The following is a 15,895-nucleotide window of genomic DNA, read 5'->3' as shown; positions in this document are numbered from 1 at the left end:
GACCTCAGATGTGGTAGACGTCGACGACGTGGTGGATGTAGTCGTTCTTGAGCACCACGGTCTTGCGGCGGATCAGCGGCGCGGGGCCGGAGAAGTCGATGGTGTAGAACGAAGTCCCGTAGTACGGGGCCACGGTCTTGTACCGGAAGTACATGGTGTGCCAGTTGAACCGGACGTCCACGACCTCCCCGCGCCGTTCGATCAGCTCGACGTTGGTGATGTTGTGGCTGGTCCGCGGCTCCGGGATCGACGTCGCGCTCGAGCGTTCGGTGCGGATGCGGAACACCCGGTCCTCCAGGCCGCCCTTGTCCGGGTAGAAGATCAGCGAGATCGACGTCTGCGGGTCTTCGGTCAGCAGGTCGTCGTCGCCCCAGGACGGCATCCAGTAGACGACGTCGTCGGCGTAGCACTCCAGCCACTTCTCGAACTCGCGGTCGTCGAGGTAGCGGGCTTCGCGGTAGAGGAACTGCTCGATGTCGTGCTGGGTGATCGTCTTTTCGGCGGTCGTCATCGGGTTTCTCCTCGCTCGGCGGCGATCGCGGCCTGCATGGTCTCGCGCCAGTAGCCGTGCTGGACGGGGTAGAGGCCCTCGTCCTCGTTCTTCTTGCCCGCGGAGATCACGCCCGTCATGCCCAGGGCCTCGGCCACTTCGTCCGGGCCAGTGAGCCAGTGCCGCGCGCCGCGGCTCATGTCGTTCCAGGGCGCGGCGGTGGCGCGGAAGGTGAGCTGGCAGGAGCGGAACTCCTCGAGGTCGTCCGGGGTGGCCATGCCGGAGGCGTTGAAGAAGTCCTCGTACTGGCGGATCCGCCACGCCCGTGCGTCGGCGCTCTCGCCCTTGGGTGCGATGCAGTAGATGGTGACCTCGGTCTTGTCCGGCGCGATCGGCCGGAAGTGCCGGATCTGGGTGGAGAACTGGTCCATCAGGTACACGTTCGGGTACAGGCAGAGGTTGCGGGACCCGCGGACCATGAACTCGCCCTTGGCGTCGCCGAACTTCTCCTTCAGCTCCGCCATGCGGTTCCACAGTGGACGGTCTTGCGGGTTGCCCGCCCACGTCCACAGGCACAGGTGCCCGTTCGGGTAGGACCAGTAGCCGCCGCCGGACTTGCCCCAGCTGCCCGCGTCGAGCGTTTTGGTGCTGTTCTTGGACTCGCCGGTGTTCCGCCGGGCGGTCGTCGCCGCGTAGTTCCAGTGCGTCGCGGTGACGTGGTAGCCGTCGGCGCCGTTCTCGGCCTGCACCTTCCAGTTGCCGTCGTAGGTGTAGGTCGACGCGCCGCGCAGCACCTCGAGGCCGTCGGGGGACTGGTCGACGAGCATGTCGATCACCTTGGTGGTGTCGCCGAGGTGCTCTTCCAGGGTCGTGACGTCCGGGTTGAGGCTGCCGAACAGGAAGCCGCGGTAGGAGTCGAAGCGGGCGACGCGCGTCATGTCGTGCGAGCCGCCGGTGTCGAAGCTGTCCGGGTAGCCGGCGCCGTCGGGGTCCTTGACCTTGAGCAGCTTGCCGTCGTTGCGGAACGTCCAGCCGTGGAACGGGCAGGTCAGCGTGGTGCGGTTGTCGGTCTTGCGGCGGCAGACCATCGCCCCGCGGTGGGCGCAGGCGTTGATCAGGCAGTGCAGCTCGCCGCCGGCGTCCCGGGTGATGACGACCGGCTGGCGCCCGATGTACGTCGTGAAGTAGTCGCCGGGGTCCGGCAGCTGGCTCTCGTGGGCGAGGTAGATCCAGTTGCCCTCGAAGATGTGCTTCATCTCCAGCTCGAAGACCCCTTCGTCGGTGAAGATCCGCCGGTTGGCGCGGTAGACGCCGGCTTCGGGGTCTTCGACGACGGCGTCGGCGACGACGGCGGACACGTGCTCCAGCATCTCGGTCATGGATCGACCATGACAGGCCGTGCGGTCGGTCACACCGGACATCTGCCTAGACCTGACCCAGGGTGCGATTGATAGCTACTGTTTATGGATCACTCGACATCAGGTCTTTGTCTTCGATCAGCTTGCTCCTTACCGTGAGGTGATCGGCGACAACGGCACCGGGAGGAGGCTCACCGTGGAACTCCGTCACCTGCGCTACTTCGCCACCGTCGCCGAGACGTGCCACTTCGGCCGCGCCGCCGAGCGGCTGCACATCGCCCAGCCGGCGTTGTCGCACGCCATCCGGCAGCTGGAGGACGAGCTCGGCGTGGCCCTGCTGGCCCGCACCACCCGCCAGGTCAGCGTCACCCCGGCGGGCGAGTTCTTCCTCGCCGAGGCCCGGCACGTGCTCGCCGCCGTCGACGCCGGGGTGCGCGGGGTCCGGCGCATCGGCGAGGGCAAGCTCGGCCTGGTCCGGATCGGCTTCACCGGGACGGCCGCGTTCTCCCACCTGCCGCACCTGGCCCGGGCGCTCGCCCAGCGGGTGCCGCAGGTCGAGCTGGAAGTCCGCGCCGACCTGCTCACCGCCGAACAGTGCGAGCTCCTGCGGGCCGGCACGCTCGGCATCGGCGTGCTGCGCCCGCCGGTGACCGGGGACGACATCGCGTTCCGCGTGATCGAGGCCGAGCCGCTCATCCTCGCGGTCCCGGCCGACCACCGGCTCGCGGTCGAGCCGGTGGTGGCGATGAGCGACCTGCGGGCCGAGCCGCTGGTGACCTACACCGGGCGCAACTCGGTGGTGCACGAAGCGGTCGCGCGCAGCTGCCGCGAAGCGGGCTTCACCCCGCGCCGCCAGCACGAGGCACCCGGCACCGCGCCGCTGCTCGCGCTGGTCGCCGGCGGCCTCGGCATCGGCGTCGTGCCCGCGTCGGCGCGGTCGCTGCCCCTGGCCGGCGTCGTCTTCCGGGACGTGGCGGGAGCGGCGAGCGTCGAACTCGCGCTCGCCTGGCACCGCGAAACCCGGTCCCCGCTCGTTTCGACCGTCCTCGCCGCGCTCGAGGACGTCTTCCCGTCCACCCGGCCACCCTCGGAGGTCAGCCGATGAAGATCACGCACGTCGAGGCGATCCCGTTCGCGATCCCGTACCGCAAGCCGCTGCGGTTCGCCTCCGGCGAGGTGCGCACCGCCGAGCACGTCCTCGTGCGGGTGCACACCGACGACGGCGTCGTGGGCGTGGCCGAGGCGCCCCCGCGGCCGTTCACCTACGGCGAGACCCAGGCCGGGATCGTCGCCGTCATCGACTCGATCTTCGCGCCGCAGGTCGTCGGGCTGAGCCTGCTCGACCGCGAGACCGTCCACACGCGACTGTCCCGGACGGTCGGCAACCCGGCCGCGAAGTCCGCCATCGACATGGCGATCTGGGACGCGCTCGGGCGCAGCCTCGACGTGTCGGTGACCGAGCTGCTCGGCGGCTACACCGACCGCATGCGCGTGGCGCACATGCTCGGGTTCGACGAGCCCGCGGCGATGGTCGCCGAGGCCGAGAAGATGCGCCAGACCCACGGCATCACGACGTTCAAGGTCAAGGTGGGCCGCCGCCCGGCGTCGCTGGACACCGCGGTCGTGCGTGCCTTGCGGGAGCACTTCGGTGACAGCGCCGACCTCTACGTCGACGGCAACCGCGGCTGGACCGCCGCCGAGTCGGCGCGCGCGATGAAGGAGATGGCCGATCTGGACCTCCTCTTCGCGGAGGAGCTGTGCCCGGCCGACGACGTGCTGGGCCGGCGGTGGCTCGTGCAGCGGCTGGACGTCCCGTTCATCGCCGACGAGTCGGCCGTGACGCCCGCCGACGTCACCCGCGAGATCCTCGGCGGGTCCGCGACGGCGGTGAGCATCAAGACCGCGCGCACCGGCTTCACGCGGTCGCAGCGCACCCACCACCTCGCCGAGGGCCTCGGCCTGGAAGTCGTGATGGGCAACCAGATCGACGGCCAGCTCGGTTCGCTGTGCACCGTCGCCTTCGGGGCGGCGTACGAGCTGACTTCACGGCGCGCCGGCGAGCTGTCCAACTTCCTCGACATGAGCGACGACCTGCTCGCCGAACCGATGTGCATCAGCGACGGCGAACTCGCCGTCCGCCCCGGCGCCGGCCTCGGTGCCGAGATCGATCCCGAAAAACTCCGGCGCTACCGCCAGGACCGCTGACTCCCACCACGAATCAAGGAGGATTCATGACCGCCATCCAAGAGACCGCGACCGCCGCGGCTTCGGGCGCCAACGCCACCGAGCGCTTCAAGAGCGACAAGTTCGCCGGCGTCGCCGGAACTCCGCCCGAGCGCGTCAGCCTGCTCGCGCGGGAAGTCCTGGAGGCTGTGCACGGCACGATCCGCAAGCACAAGGTCACCTACGACGAGTACAACGCGCTCAAGGCGTGGCTGATCGGCGTCGGCGAGGACGGCGAATGGCCGCTGTTCCTCGACGTCTGGGTCGAGCACGTCGTCGAAGAGGTAGCCACCGAGCACCGCGAAGGCAACAAGGGCACCATCGAAGGCCCGTACTACGTCCCGGACGCACCCGAGCGGGGCGCCCGCGGCTCGGTGCCCATGCGGGACGGCGAGCCCGGCACCCCGCTGACCTGGACGGGCCAGGTCACCTCGACCGACGGCTCCCCGCTGGCCGGGGCGAAGGTCGAGCTGTGGCACGCCGACGCCGACGGCTTCTACTCCCAGTTCGCGCCGGGCATCCCGGAGTGGAACCTGCGTGCCTCCTTCACCGCGGACGACTCCGGCCGCTTCGAGATCCACACCGTGCGCCCGGCGCCGTACCAGATCCCGACCGACGGCGCCTGCGGCAAGCTGATCGCGGCGGCCGGCTGGCACGCCTGGCGCCCGGCGCACCTGCACGTCAAGGTGTCCGCCCCGGGCCACGAACTGCTTACCGCGCAGCTGTACTTCCCGGGCGACGAGCACAACGACGACGACATCGCCTCGGCGGTCAAGCCGGAACTGCTGCTGGACCCGCGCTCCGTCGACGGCGGCGAGGCCATCGAGTACGGCTTCGTCCTGGACCCGGAGCGGTCCTGATGCTGTACCACGTCCGGATGGACGTCCGCCTGCCCGCCGACCTGGACCCGGGCGCGCGCGAGGAGATCGTGGCGCGCGAGAAGGAATACAGCCGGCGGCTGCAGCGGGCGGGCAAGTGGCCCCAGCTGTGGCGGATCGCGGGGGAGTACGCCAACTTCTCGATCCTGGACGTCGCGGACCACGACGAGCTGCACGCGGTGCTGTCGGGGCTGCCCTTGTTCCCCTACATGGACATCCAGGTCACGCCGCTGGCGGCGCACCCGTCCAAGGTCACCGGCTGAAGTCCGTCCTCGTGGTGCTCACGCGACTGACCAGCCGCCGTCGCTGAGCAGCATCACCCCCAGGTCCCGGCAAAGTCACGCGGCTGGGCCGCTCTGCCGTCGGTGACCAGCTCGCCCGACGTCTTGAATGACTCATTCAGGTCTTCGGAGGTCCTGAATGAGTCATTCAAGACGCTGGCGCACCGCTGCGGGCTGCACCGACGCGACTTTGCCGGGACCCTGTCGCCAGGCGACATGAACGACCCTTTCATGACATCGCCGCGACGCCGGGCAGACCGCGAGACCACGACTTTGCCGGAGCCGCAGCACCATCCCGTTGCGTACCGCGAGGAGGGGGAGAATTTCCGACCTGGCCGCTTTGTCGGAAGCCGTGCGGAACAGGGGTGGGGCGGGCTATCGCGAGCCGGGGCGATGGACCATGATGGCCGGACGAACGCGGTGGGGCAGACCGCAAAGGATGCGTGTGGTGCTGGATTCGGTCCCTTACCGTGGTGAGCGCGCGCCGGTGGAGCCGGCGGTGGACGCCGGTTTGTCGGCCGCCCTCGAACGAGCCCGGCACGGTGACGAGGAGGCCTTCCGCGCGCTGTACCGGGCGGTGCAGCCCGGGCTGTGCCGCTACCTGCGGGTCCTGGTGGGACAGGACGCCGAGGACGTCGCCTCGGAGGCGTGGCTGCAGATCACGCGCGACCTGGCGTCGTTCCGGGGTGACCTGGACGGCTTCCGGGCCTGGACCGCCACGATCGGGCGGCACCGGGCGCTGGACCACCTGCGGCACCACCGCCGTCGCCCGGTCTCGGACACGCCGGCGGAATGGTTCCCCGAGCGGGCCGCGCCCGACGACACCGCCGGCGCGGCCATCGAGGCGACGGCCACCGGCGCGGCGCTGGCGCTGATCGCGACGCTGCCGCGTGACCAGGCCGAGGCGGTGGTGCTGCGGGTCGTGGTCGGCCTCGACGCCAAGGCCGCCGCGGCCGTGCTGGGGAAGCGCCCCGGCGCCGTGCGCACCGCCGCCTACCGGGGACTTCGCACGCTCGCCGACCGGCTCGGCGGGCAGGTGTGACACTTTCGAGCGGCCCGACGCTGAGGGGAATGTGATGAGCAAGCACGAAGGGCGCCGGCTCGACCGGCACACCGCCGAGCAGTTGCTGCGGGGTGCGCCGGCCGATGCCCCGGACGCGCTGGCCGGCCTGCTCGCCGCCGCGGCCGCCCCACCGCGCGACGGCGAGCTGGGTGGGGAACCAGCGGCCATGACGGCGTTCCTCGAGGCGGCTCAGCACGCCAACGCCCCTCAACCCCGGAGTCCCTCGATGATCAAGAGCATTTCGGCGAAGCTGCTGACGGCCAAGGTCGCCGCCGTCGTGGCGGCGCTGTTCGCCGCCGGCGGCGTCGCCGCGGCCGCCGTGACCGGCGCACTGCCCCTCCCGGGCAGCAACGCGCCCGCGGCCCCCTCGGCCTCCACCCACGCCCAGCCCCCGGCCGGCGCGTCGGACGCGGCCACGACCCACGCACCCGCCGGGTCCCGGCCGTCGGACCACCCGTCGCCGTCGCCGTCCCTGGTCGGGCTGTGCCACGCGTACGCCGCCGGTGACAAGGCCGAGCACGGCAAGGCGCTGGAAAGCCCCGCGTTCGCCGAGCTGATCGCGGCCGCGGGCGACAAGAACGGCGTCGACGGGTACTGCGACACGGTGCTCAAGGACGAGGCCTCGAAGCCGGTGCACACCACCGATTCGCCGGGAGCGCCGGCGGACCCGGGCAACTCGGAGAACGGCAAGGACCACGCGCCGGCGACGGTTCCCACCCACCCGACCGGTGCGCCCGAGACGCACCCGTCCGGGCCGCCGGCCACCCGTCCCACCCACTGAGCCACCGGGCTCCCTGACTGGCGGCGATCCCTCCCCTCCCCCCGGGGGATCGCCGCTTTCCCGGACGGGCGGCGGCCCAGACCCCTATCACCGGCCGCCGTCCGTCCATGAACCGTGTCAGTTCCGAGAGAACCGCACGGCCTTTCGTCCCCGCCCCCAAGGACTTTCGAACACTGCGCGGGCCCGGCGGCGCGAGGAACCTGGCTGATGAGGGAGCCGCCCGGCGCCGGCCCGGTCGAAATCGGCGGCGGACGCCCTCGCGGAGAACGGTGGTGGTGAACCGGCCCCTTCCGGCCGCCACCACCGCTTCCCTGTCCTGACCGGCGTTCCCTGGAGGTCGGCATGACTTTCGCCCACCGCACGCCCGACCCCGGACCGGCCCGGACGGGCGGTTTTCCCGCCGGGCTGCGCGTCCGCGCGCACAGCGGCCAGTTCCGCGGCCGGACCGGCGTGGTGGTGGACCGGACCCCGGATCTGCGGCCCGGTTCGGTCTGGGTCGAGTTCGGCCCGGACGACGTGCGGCTCGTGCCGGGCTACCGGCTCACCGCCGCGGAAGCCGTGCCCGGCTGATCCCCCGCGGTCTTCAGCCTTCGGCGGCGCGGACGATCGAGCGGGCGAGCCACGCGAACACGAGGTCGTGCGCCGGCTTCTGGAGGTACCAGTAGGCGTCGCCCAGCCGGCCGGCCGGGGTGAACCGGACCCGGCGGCGCAGCCGGCTCCCCGAAGCGGCCCGTTCCGCGCGCAAGGTCAGCTCGGCGTCGCCGGGCAAGCGCATGTCGGCGGCCAGCACGAGTTCACGGCGGGTGTCGTCCCGGTGCCGGACGGCCCAGAAGTCGATGACGTCCCCGGTTCCCGGGCGTTCCGGACGGCCGCGGTAGAGCCCGGCACCGCCCAGGGCCTGGTCGAGCAGGCCGCGGAGGGCCCACGCGGGTCCGGGCGGGAACCGGCCGCTTTCCCCGCCCAGCTCGGTGATCGCCCGCCACAGCCGTTCGGGGGTGGCGGTCGAGCTTTCGGTGTCTTCCTCCACGTGGGACCGTCCCGCCGGCGGGTCCGGCAGCGGAACCCCGAGTGCTGCCCGCAAGGCGTTGTCCAGGCTGGTGGCCCCGGCCGGAAGTGACGGCAGGACGGTCTCCGCCGGGACGTCGGCCGGGAGCAGGTCGTGCTCGAGAGAAGCGAACAACCCGGCCGCGACGGCGGTCGGAACGGGCGACGCCGCCCCGGCGACCCGGGCGGCGATCTCGTGCGACCACCACGGCGAAGGCAGGTCGAGCGCGGCGGGCCGGCGCAGCACGCGGGCGCACCGGCGCACCAGGTCGTGGTAACTGATCGTTTCCGGGCCGCTCACGTCGAACCGGCCCCGCAGCGGCGCGAGATCGACGGCGGCCCGCAGGTAGTGCCGGACGTCGGCGAGCGCGACCGGACGGCTTCGCCGGGCGGTCCAGCGGGGACGCGGCCGGATCGGCAGCCGCGCGGTCCGGGCCAGCAGTTCGACCCCGGCGGATCCCCGGCCCAGGACCATCGAGGCTTGCAGCGCGATCGCCGGGACGTCGCCGCCGAGCAGGATGTCGGCCGCTTCGGACCGGGAGGCCAGGTGCGGCGAAGCGGCGGTCACCGGGCGCGGCCCGCCGAGGTAGACGATCTGCCCGACCCGCGCGGTGGCGGCCGCGGCGGCGAGGCGTTCGGCGATGAGGCGGTCCCGCGCGGCGAAGTCGGACCGGGCCAGCGAGTGCACGAGGTGGAAGACCACGTCCGCGCCGGCGATCGCGGTCTCGAGGGCACGCGGGTCCGCGGCGTCCCCGAGCGTCACCTCGACCTGCCCGGGGAAGCGGTGTGCCGCGGAGCGGGACAGGACGCGGACCGGGTGGCCGGCGGCGACGAGATCGGAGACGAGCGCCCGGCCGACGAAACCGGTCGCGCCCAGGACCGCGCAGCGTGGCCGGACGGCGTTTCGCGGGGAGGTCATCGCGGCTCCGGGCCCGGCGGCAGCGAGGACAGGGGTCCGCGGTTCGTGGTCGCCCGCCGGGCGCTGGTGCCTGCGGTGCGCTGGTAGACGCCGGCGAAGCGGCCGGCGACCTCGTGGATGCCGAAGCGCCGGGCGACGGTGTCCCGGCCGGCGGCCGCGACCGCCCGGGCTCGCGCCGGATCGCCGGCCGCGCCGCGGACGAACGCGGTGAGCGCGTCACCGAACGCGGCGAGGGTCGAGGTGTCGGCGAGCAGACCGTTGCGGCCGTGCTCGATGTAGTGGCCGAGCCCGCCGCGGCGGGGGCCGAGGACGAGCAGGCCGGCGTCCATGGCTTCGAGGACGGCGATGCCGAATTCCTCCTTGCGGCTGGGGCAGACGTAGAGGTGCGGCGTCGGGGCGGGTAGCCGGCGGGCCAGGCCGTGCTCCAGCGAGCGGACGTCCTCGTTGCTCACGGCGGCCAGCACCGCCAGCCGGCCCGCCGCGTCCGGGTACGCGCTCGCCAGTTCCCGGATGCGGGCCAGGATCCGGGATTCGTCGTCGTTCGGGTGCGCGGGGTCGCCGCCGACGAGCACGAGCGCGGTGTGCCGGTACAGGCCGCGGGCCAGCCAGGCTTCGACGAGCACGTCCTGTTGCTTGACCGGGTGCAGCCGGCCCACCGACAGCGTGATCGGGAGACCGCGGACCTCGGGCGCGAGCCGGGGCAGCACGGAGCCGGGCGCGAACAAGGACGCGATCAGCTGCTCTTGGCGGGCATCGGCCGTGACCACGGGCGAGAGCAAGGGGATTCCTTCGGCCAGTGACTCCGGTTCCGGGCCTTCGCGCAGCTGGGGGAAGTACGCCGTGAGTTCCCCGCCCGGGCGCCCGGGCAGCCCCAGCAGGGTGTCGGCGGCCGCCACCAGCCGGTCGGCAGCGTACATCCGGTGCAGGTCGAACCGGGCCGCCGCGCGGTCCGCCGCGAGACCGGGCCGGTACCGCTCGGCCAGGGAGCGGTGCGGATCGGCGGTGAGGGTGAAGACCGTCCGCGCGCCCATCGCCCCGGCGGCGTCCGCGACCGCGGCTGAGCCGTCGTCGGCATACCGCACGTGGACGACGTCCGGGATGCAGTCCGTGAGCCACAGCAGGTGCCGGGCCAGGAACCCGATGGCCGGCCGGTGCCGGGAGAGCGCCGCCTGCGCCGGGGCGCCGGGGGAGTCGACGGGCAGCCGCAGCACGACGTGCCCGTGGTCGTCGGCTTCGGCGAGGGTGTTCCGGTCGCGCAGCAGGTCCTGGCCCGCCAAGGTCAGCGTCACGACGCGGGCGATGCCGGCGTGGCGGGGCAAGGCGGTGCCGAGGTGCCGCAGCAGGACCGTGAGGCCGCCGCTGGCACCGGCGCCGGGCTGGTCGAAGGATCCCAGCAGCATCGACTGCGCCACCGTCAGCCCGCTCCGGCCGGACGCCGGAACGGTCCACAGGGGACTCTTGAAACCCGGCCCGGACTGCCGGGCCAGGCACACCGCGGACAGCGCGCGTTCGTAGGGATCCCCGGCCCGGACGTGGGCGGCGGCCAGCAGTTCGGTCGCTTCCGCGGCTTCGTCGAGCTGGGAAAGGTAGCGCCACATCGCGTGCCGGTACCGCCGGTGGCCCGGCGCGGCTCCGGCCAGTGCCTTGACCGGCAGGCAGCGGAGGCCGTGCCGTTCCGCGAGATCCAGCAGGAGCGCCCCGCGCCGGGGCGGCGCATCGGCGAACGCGAGGCCGATCGCCGCGGCCGCGGCCGCTTCGCCGTGCGCGGCGACCGCGGCGGCGAAGAGGTCCAACGCGATGGATCCGGCCAGGTCGTCGAGCACGTCGTCCCCGGTGTCCGGGATCGCGGCCAGTACGTCGACGGCGCTGGGCGTGGCGGTCCCGCGGGTGCGGGCGCGCAGCGCGGCCACCGCCCCGTCGGGATCGACGCCACCCGCCGGGGCGCCGGCGTATTCGACCAGCGCGGGCCCGGCGAAGTCCGGGTGGAGGGCCCGGCGGACCGCGTCGATCCGGGCCGGATCGGTTCCGGGCGTGAGCGTGCGGAGGACGGCCAGCGGGTCGGTGGCCGCGGTGGTCCGGGTGTCCTGACTGATCACTGCGCTGCTCCGGTGGTCGGGCCGTAGGGTCGGCGGGGAAGAGGGAGGAGACCGGGATGAAGGCATCGCGGATCGTGGTGGTGAGCCCGCCGTTCGCTTCGCACGCGCGTCCACTCGCGACGGTGGGGGCGGCGCTCGCCGCCGAAGGAGCGGAGGTGACGTTCGCTTGCGCGCCCGCTTTCGCGGGCTTGGCCGCCGAGCACGGACTGCCCTTCACGGCGCTGGTTTTCGGGGACAACGCCAACACGGGCATCGCCGAGCGCACCCGCCAGGAAGCCGACGGCGCGCGGCGGCTGGCCGAGTTCCTCGAAGCCACCCGCGCCGGCGCGGTGCCCGCGTTGCTGGCCCAGGCCCGGCACCGGCGTGCCGACATGCTGCCCGATCCCGGCGGCGTGCTCGCGTCCATCCGGTCGCTCGACGAGCGGCTGCGACCGGACTGGTACCTGATCGACCAGCTGGCCTACGCCGTCACGCTGGCGGTGCACACCCTGGGGCGCCGGTGGGCCGCCTTCTGCCCCGGCCACCCCAGCTACGTCCTCGAGGGTGCCGGCCGCTTCTTCGGGCTGCCGCCGTACTGGCCGCGCGCGATCCGGCCCACCGACGGCGAAGTGGGCCGGTTGCGCGCCGAGGCCGAGGCGAACGACCGGCTGTTCACCGGGCTGTTCGCCGGCTTCCTCGCCGAGCACGCCCCGGACCGGCCGGTGCCGAAGAGCGCCTTCGGGCTGACTTCCCCGGAAGCAGTGCTGTTCAACTACCCCGAGCTGCCCTGGCTGCCCGAGCTCCCGGCCGGTCCCGCCCGGATCTTCGCCGGACACTGCAGCGACGTCGGGGCGGTGGTGCTGCCCGGCGACTGGGCCCGGCGGACCGACGCGCTGACCGACGGCGGCCGGCGGCGGCTCGTCCTCGTGTCCTTCGGGACCTTCCTGTCCGCGCGGGACGACGTCTTGCGCACGGTGGTGCGCGGCCTGCTCGAAGTGCGCGAGGTGTCGGTGCTGGTGGCCGCCGGTGATCGCGCGGCCGGTCTTCGCGCGGAGTTCGACGGCGAGCCCCGGGTCGACGTCGCCGACCAGGTGCCCCAGCGGGCGCTGCTGCCGCGGACGGCCGCCGTCGTGCACCACGGTGGCAACAACTCCTTCACGGAGTGCCTGGCGGCGGGGGTGCCCGCGGTGGCCCTGCCGTTTTCCAGCGACCAGTTCGCCGTGGCTCACGACCTCGAACGGATTCCGGCCGGCCGGGCGCTCGACCCCTTCCGCGTCACCCCCGGCGAGGTGGCCGCGGCCTTGACGGAGGTGCTCGCGGCCGCTCATGAGGAGGGTCAAGCCGCGCACCGGCTGCTCGCGGGACGTGGACCGCGGCCGGCCGCGGTCCGGCTGCTGTCGGCCATGCGACGCCTTCCGGTGGTCGATGCAGAGTCGATGCGAATCTAAGCTTTGTGTGCCGCGTGCGCTGCGCGAGCGCGAAGGCGCCTGCTCTCGTTCGCTCGGCACACAAGTGACGGATCGGCAGCGGAGAGCGAGAAGTAGCAGGTCAATCACCTGTTGCGGGGCTGCGATCGATCCGGGAGACTCGGTCGAGTCAGCGGAAGTGTGCATCGCAGTTGAATCGGTATGCTCGTGATTCACTACGCGTTCACGAGGAGGCCCGATGAGCAGCACCGCAGGGGCGCGGTTCCTCAGCTCGAGCGAGGTCGCGCGGACGCTGGGCGTGTCGCAGGTGACGCTGCGCACCTGGGAGCAGCGGTACGGCATCGGCGCCGCCGAGCGCGAAGCGAACGGACGGCGGCGGTACACCCCCGAGGACGTCGAACGGCTGCGCCGGATGCGTGCCCTGCAGGCCCAGGGGACCAGCGCGCGCGACGCCGCCCGGCTGGTGCTGGACCGCTCGGCCGCCGAGGTGACCGCCGGGCAGCGCAGGCAACGGCTCGCCGAGGCCGCGGAGTCGCTCGACCTGCCCACCATGGGCGGTCTGGTCGACGACGCGCTCGGCAGCCTGGGCGTGGCGAAGACGTGGACCGAGGTCGTCGGCCCCGTGCTGCGGGCCATCGGGGAACGGTGGGCGCGGCACGGCGACCGCGCCGCGATGGCCGCGGAGTGGGCGCTGGCCACCGCGGCGTCCGGGGCGGTGGACCGGTATCCCGCGCCCGCGCGGGCCGGCCGGGCGCCCGTCCTCTTCGTGTGCGGTCCGGCGGAGCGCCACGACCTGCCGGTGAAGATGCTCAGCGCCGCGCTGAACGACGACGGCGCGTCGGCGATGTTCTTGGGAGGCTTGGTTTCCCTCGACGTCCTGCGCGTGGTCGCCGCCCGGTTCGAGCCGGGGGAGGTGGTGGTCTGGTCGATGACGTCGCAGTCCGCGGACGTGCGGATCCTGCGCGCGCTGCACGCCGACGGGGTGCCGGTGCGCCCGGCCGGTCCCGGCTGGCGCGGGCTGCCGACCGTGGGCGAACCGCTCCCGCCGTCATTCGCCGGGGCGCTCGCGGTCTTCTCCGGGTGACAGCGCGGGCCGCGCGAGGTGGCGGGCGGCCGGCTCCTTCCGCCGCGCCGGGACGTCGTTGGCGATGAGCACCGCGGCCCACGGCAGGGGGATGGAGATCGCCAGGAAGGTCAGCGCCAGCCACCAGACGTGCGCCGTGAGCCCGGCGAGGACCAGGCACGGGATCCGGCAGGCCATCATCACCACGTACTTGCGGCGCCGCCGGGCGAGCTGTTCTTCGGCCGACGGCGCGGCCGTGGTGATCAGGACCGGCCGGGTCACGAGGTGCGCCCCGCTCCGATGTGGACGGTCAGGACGGCCAGCGGCCCGGCGATGTTTTCCACGACCTGAACGAAGACCGGGCCCGCCTGGCCGGGGGAGTGCGCGGTCGCGGCCCAGAGCGAGCCGGCGAGCAGGCCGCAGGCGAGCAGCGATCCGACGACGACGGCCGGGCCGCGCAGCCGCCGGTCCCGGCTGTCCACAATGGTCAGCAGCAGCGTGGCGTGCACCGTCAGGGCCAGCCCCGCGGCCACCGCGGGCGATTCGAGGGGCAGCCAGCCGAAACTGCTCGTCGTGGCGAACGCGGACAACAGTGCCGCCCCCGCGGCGCATCCTGTCGCGAGGCGGGACGCGACGGCGACGCGGGGTGCCGTGACGGTCATCGCCGCTCCCGCTCCAGCGCCGCGGTTTCTTCGACCGGGTCCGGGGTCAGCAGGGAGCCGGGGACGGCGTGCCCGGCCGAGCCCAGCTGGTTCATCTTCTTCGGCACCGGCGCACCCTGGTACTCGAGCGGCCCGGCGGCGAGCGGCTGGTGGATTTCGATGAACTCGCCGTGGGGGAGCCGCTTGATGATGCCGGTTTCGATGCCGTGCTCCAGCACCTCGCGGTCGGCCCGCTGCAGGCCGACGCAGAGCCGGTAGGTGAGGAAGTAGACCACCGGCGGGCCGACGAGCAGCCCGATCCGGCCGGCCCACGTCATGGCGTTGAGCGAGACGTCGAACTGGACCGCGAGGATGTCGTTGAAGCTGGAGAGGGTGAGCACGAGGAAGAACGTGATCGCCATCGCCCCGATGGAGGTGCGCACCGGGACGTCGCGCGGGCGCTGGAGCAGGTTGTGGTGCGCGGTGTCGCCGGAGAGTTTCCGTTCCAGGAACGGATAACTGAGCAGCAGCGTCACGAGCACCGCGATCCCGATGGCGCCGGCGAAGAACACCGGCGGGACGGTGTGGTCGCCGAGGTAGAGCTCCCACGGCGGCCAGACGCGCAGGAGCCCGTCGGCCCAGCCCATGTACCAGTCCGGCTGGGACCCGGCGGAGACCTGGGAAGGGTTGTACGGGCCGAAGTTCCACACCGGGTTGATCTGGAACAACCCCGACATCAACGCCAGCACACCCACCACGAGGGTGAAGAACGCCCCGCCCTTGAGCGCGAAGTACGGCATGATCCGGACGCCGACGACGTTGGTCTCCTTGCGGCGCACCCCCGGGAACTGGGTGTGCTTCTGGTACCAGACCAGCGCCAGGTGCGCCCCGACCAGCGCGAGCATGATGCCCGGCAGCAGCAGGATGTGCAGCGTGTACAGGCGCGGGATGATCTGGTCGCCCGGGAACTCCCCGCCGAACAGCGCCCAGTGGATCCAGGTGCCCATCACCGGCACCGAGAGCACGATGCCCGACAGCGTCGCGCGGATACCGGTACCCGAGAGCAGGTCGTCCGGCAGCGAATACCCGAAGAAGCCCTCGAAACAGCCCAGGATCAGCAGCAGCCCGCCGATCACCCAGTTCGCCTCACGCGGGCGCCGGAACGCACCGGTGAAGAAGATCCGCAGCATGTGCACGGCCATCGACGCCACGAAGATCAGCGCCGCCCAGTGGTGCAGCTGCCGCATGAACAGCCCGCCGCGGACGTCGAAGGAGAGGTCCAGCGTCGTGCGGAACGCCTGCGACATCTCCAGGCCCTGCATGTTCTTGAAGCTGCCCTGGTAGACGACCTCCTGCATGGAGGGGTCGAAGAACAGCGTCAGGTACACACCGGTGAGCAGCAGGATGATGAAGCTGTAGAGCGCGATCTCCCCGAGCAGGAACGACCAGTGCGTCGGGAACACCTTGTTCATCTGGTGCCGCAGGCCCTTGGCCGCGTGGTACCGCCGGTCCGCGTTGTCCGCGGCCTCGCCCACGTGCCGCTCCACGGCACTCGACCCCTTGGTCGGGGTGGTGAGTGAACTCATCGGACTCTCCAGGGATCGGTCGCTTGCCTTCTCGATCGTCACACCGGTGCGCCGAGATTGCACGCG

General features: G+C 72.5%; 16 protein-coding genes. 9 read left to right on the top strand and 7 right to left on the bottom strand.

Going from position 1 to position 15,895, the window contains the following annotated elements; all coding sequences use genetic code 11:
- Positions 1 to 4: 4 nt before the first annotated feature.
- Together benB and benA are read right to left on the bottom strand one after the other, a co-directional pair.
- Complete coding sequence (benB, locus tag H4696_RS13425; protein WP_086864799.1) at positions 5 to 511, bottom strand: benzoate 1,2-dioxygenase small subunit; 507 nt, start codon at positions 509 to 511, stop codon at positions 5 to 7.
- A complete protein-coding gene (gene benA, locus H4696_RS13420) occupies positions 508 to 1,869 on the bottom strand; it encodes a benzoate 1,2-dioxygenase large subunit (RefSeq protein ID WP_086864798.1) in 1,362 nt (453 codons plus the stop codon). The genes benB and benA overlap by 4 nt, the downstream gene beginning before the upstream one ends.
- A gap of 175 nt (positions 1,870 to 2,044) precedes the next feature.
- Here benA and H4696_RS13415 point away from each other — a divergent pair, with 175 nt between their 5' ends.
- The 7 genes from H4696_RS13415 to H4696_RS13385 all read left to right on the top strand — a co-directional run bounded on the left by H4696_RS13415 (position 2,045) and on the right by H4696_RS13385 (position 7,644).
- Positions 2,045 to 2,953 (top strand): LysR substrate-binding domain-containing protein, encoded by a 909-nt coding sequence (locus tag H4696_RS13415; protein WP_086864797.1) that lies wholly within the window; start codon positions 2,045 to 2,047, stop codon positions 2,951 to 2,953.
- Positions 2,950 to 4,053, top strand: a complete 1,104-nt coding sequence (locus H4696_RS13410) for a mandelate racemase/muconate lactonizing enzyme family protein (RefSeq protein WP_192782295.1) — start codon at positions 2,950 to 2,952, stop codon at positions 4,051 to 4,053. The genes H4696_RS13415 and H4696_RS13410 overlap by 4 nt, the downstream gene beginning before the upstream one ends.
- 26 nt (positions 4,054 to 4,079) lie before the next feature.
- Complete coding sequence (gene catA, locus H4696_RS13405) at positions 4,080 to 4,931, top strand: catechol 1,2-dioxygenase (protein WP_086862628.1); 852 nt, start codon at positions 4,080 to 4,082, stop codon at positions 4,929 to 4,931.
- Entirely contained in the window at positions 4,931 to 5,212 is a 282-nt protein-coding gene (catC, locus tag H4696_RS13400) for a muconolactone Delta-isomerase (RefSeq protein WP_086862629.1), read from the top strand. Before catA ends, catC begins: the two co-directional genes overlap by 1 nt.
- Before the next feature lie 517 nt (positions 5,213 to 5,729).
- Positions 5,730 to 6,272 carry an RNA polymerase sigma factor gene (locus H4696_RS13395; RefSeq protein ID WP_338078671.1) on the top strand — a complete coding sequence of 181 codons (543 nt, stop codon included), beginning with the start codon at positions 5,730 to 5,732 and terminating at the stop codon, positions 6,270 to 6,272.
- A 34-nt stretch (positions 6,273 to 6,306) separates the two neighbouring features.
- Positions 6,307 to 7,074: a hypothetical protein gene (locus tag H4696_RS13390; protein WP_192782293.1), complete on the top strand. Its 768-nt coding sequence runs from the start codon at positions 6,307 to 6,309 to the stop codon at positions 7,072 to 7,074.
- Between the two features lie 342 nt (positions 7,075 to 7,416).
- Complete coding sequence (locus H4696_RS13385) at positions 7,417 to 7,644, top strand: hypothetical protein (RefSeq protein ID WP_192782292.1); 228 nt, start codon at positions 7,417 to 7,419, stop codon at positions 7,642 to 7,644.
- Between the two features lie 13 nt (positions 7,645 to 7,657).
- Here the strand turns inward: H4696_RS13385 and H4696_RS13380 are convergent, their stop codons facing one another.
- Positions 7,658 to 9,037 carry a DUF2867 domain-containing protein gene (locus H4696_RS13380; RefSeq protein WP_192782291.1) on the bottom strand — a complete coding sequence of 460 codons (1,380 nt, stop codon included), beginning with the start codon at positions 9,035 to 9,037 and terminating at the stop codon, positions 7,658 to 7,660.
- Positions 9,034 to 11,133, bottom strand: a complete 2,100-nt coding sequence (locus H4696_RS51220; protein ID WP_086860994.1) for a glycosyltransferase family 4 protein — start codon at positions 11,131 to 11,133, stop codon at positions 9,034 to 9,036. Before H4696_RS51220 ends, H4696_RS13380 begins: the two co-directional genes overlap by 4 nt.
- A gap of 56 nt (positions 11,134 to 11,189) precedes the next feature.
- On the opposite strand from H4696_RS51220, the gene H4696_RS13370 reads away from it, so the two are divergent.
- Together H4696_RS13370 and H4696_RS13365 are read left to right on the top strand one after the other, a co-directional pair.
- The gene (locus tag H4696_RS13370; RefSeq protein WP_192782290.1) at positions 11,190 to 12,560 is read left to right on the top strand and encodes a glycosyltransferase; all 1,371 of its coding nucleotides are present in this window, start codon (positions 11,190 to 11,192) and stop codon (positions 12,558 to 12,560) included.
- Between the two features lie 217 nt (positions 12,561 to 12,777).
- A complete protein-coding gene (locus tag H4696_RS13365) occupies positions 12,778 to 13,623 on the top strand; it encodes a MerR family transcriptional regulator (RefSeq protein WP_086863931.1) in 846 nt (281 codons plus the stop codon).
- Here the strand turns inward: H4696_RS13365 and H4696_RS13360 are convergent.
- The 3 genes from H4696_RS13360 to qcrB are packed head-to-tail and all read right to left on the bottom strand — an operon-like array spanning position 13,588 to position 15,829.
- Positions 13,588 to 13,884 (bottom strand): DUF3099 domain-containing protein, encoded by a 297-nt coding sequence (locus H4696_RS13360; protein WP_086863930.1) that lies wholly within the window; start codon positions 13,882 to 13,884, stop codon positions 13,588 to 13,590. The two genes, H4696_RS13365 and H4696_RS13360, sit on opposite strands and share 36 nt — an antisense overlap.
- A complete protein-coding gene (locus tag H4696_RS13355; protein ID WP_086863929.1) occupies positions 13,881 to 14,264 on the bottom strand; it encodes a hypothetical protein in 384 nt (127 codons plus the stop codon). The genes H4696_RS13360 and H4696_RS13355 overlap by 4 nt, the downstream gene beginning before the upstream one ends.
- Entirely contained in the window at positions 14,261 to 15,829 is a 1,569-nt protein-coding gene (gene qcrB, locus H4696_RS13350) for a cytochrome bc1 complex cytochrome b subunit (protein WP_192782289.1), read from the bottom strand. The genes H4696_RS13355 and qcrB overlap by 4 nt, the downstream gene beginning before the upstream one ends.
- Positions 15,830 to 15,895 lie beyond the last annotated feature (66 nt).

The organism is Amycolatopsis lexingtonensis (assembly GCF_014873755.1).
Classification (GTDB): Bacteria; Actinomycetota; Actinomycetes; order Mycobacteriales; family Pseudonocardiaceae; genus Amycolatopsis; species Amycolatopsis lexingtonensis.
The sequence above is the reverse complement of the archived record's forward strand: the minus strand, read 5'-3'. Positions and strand labels throughout refer to the sequence as shown.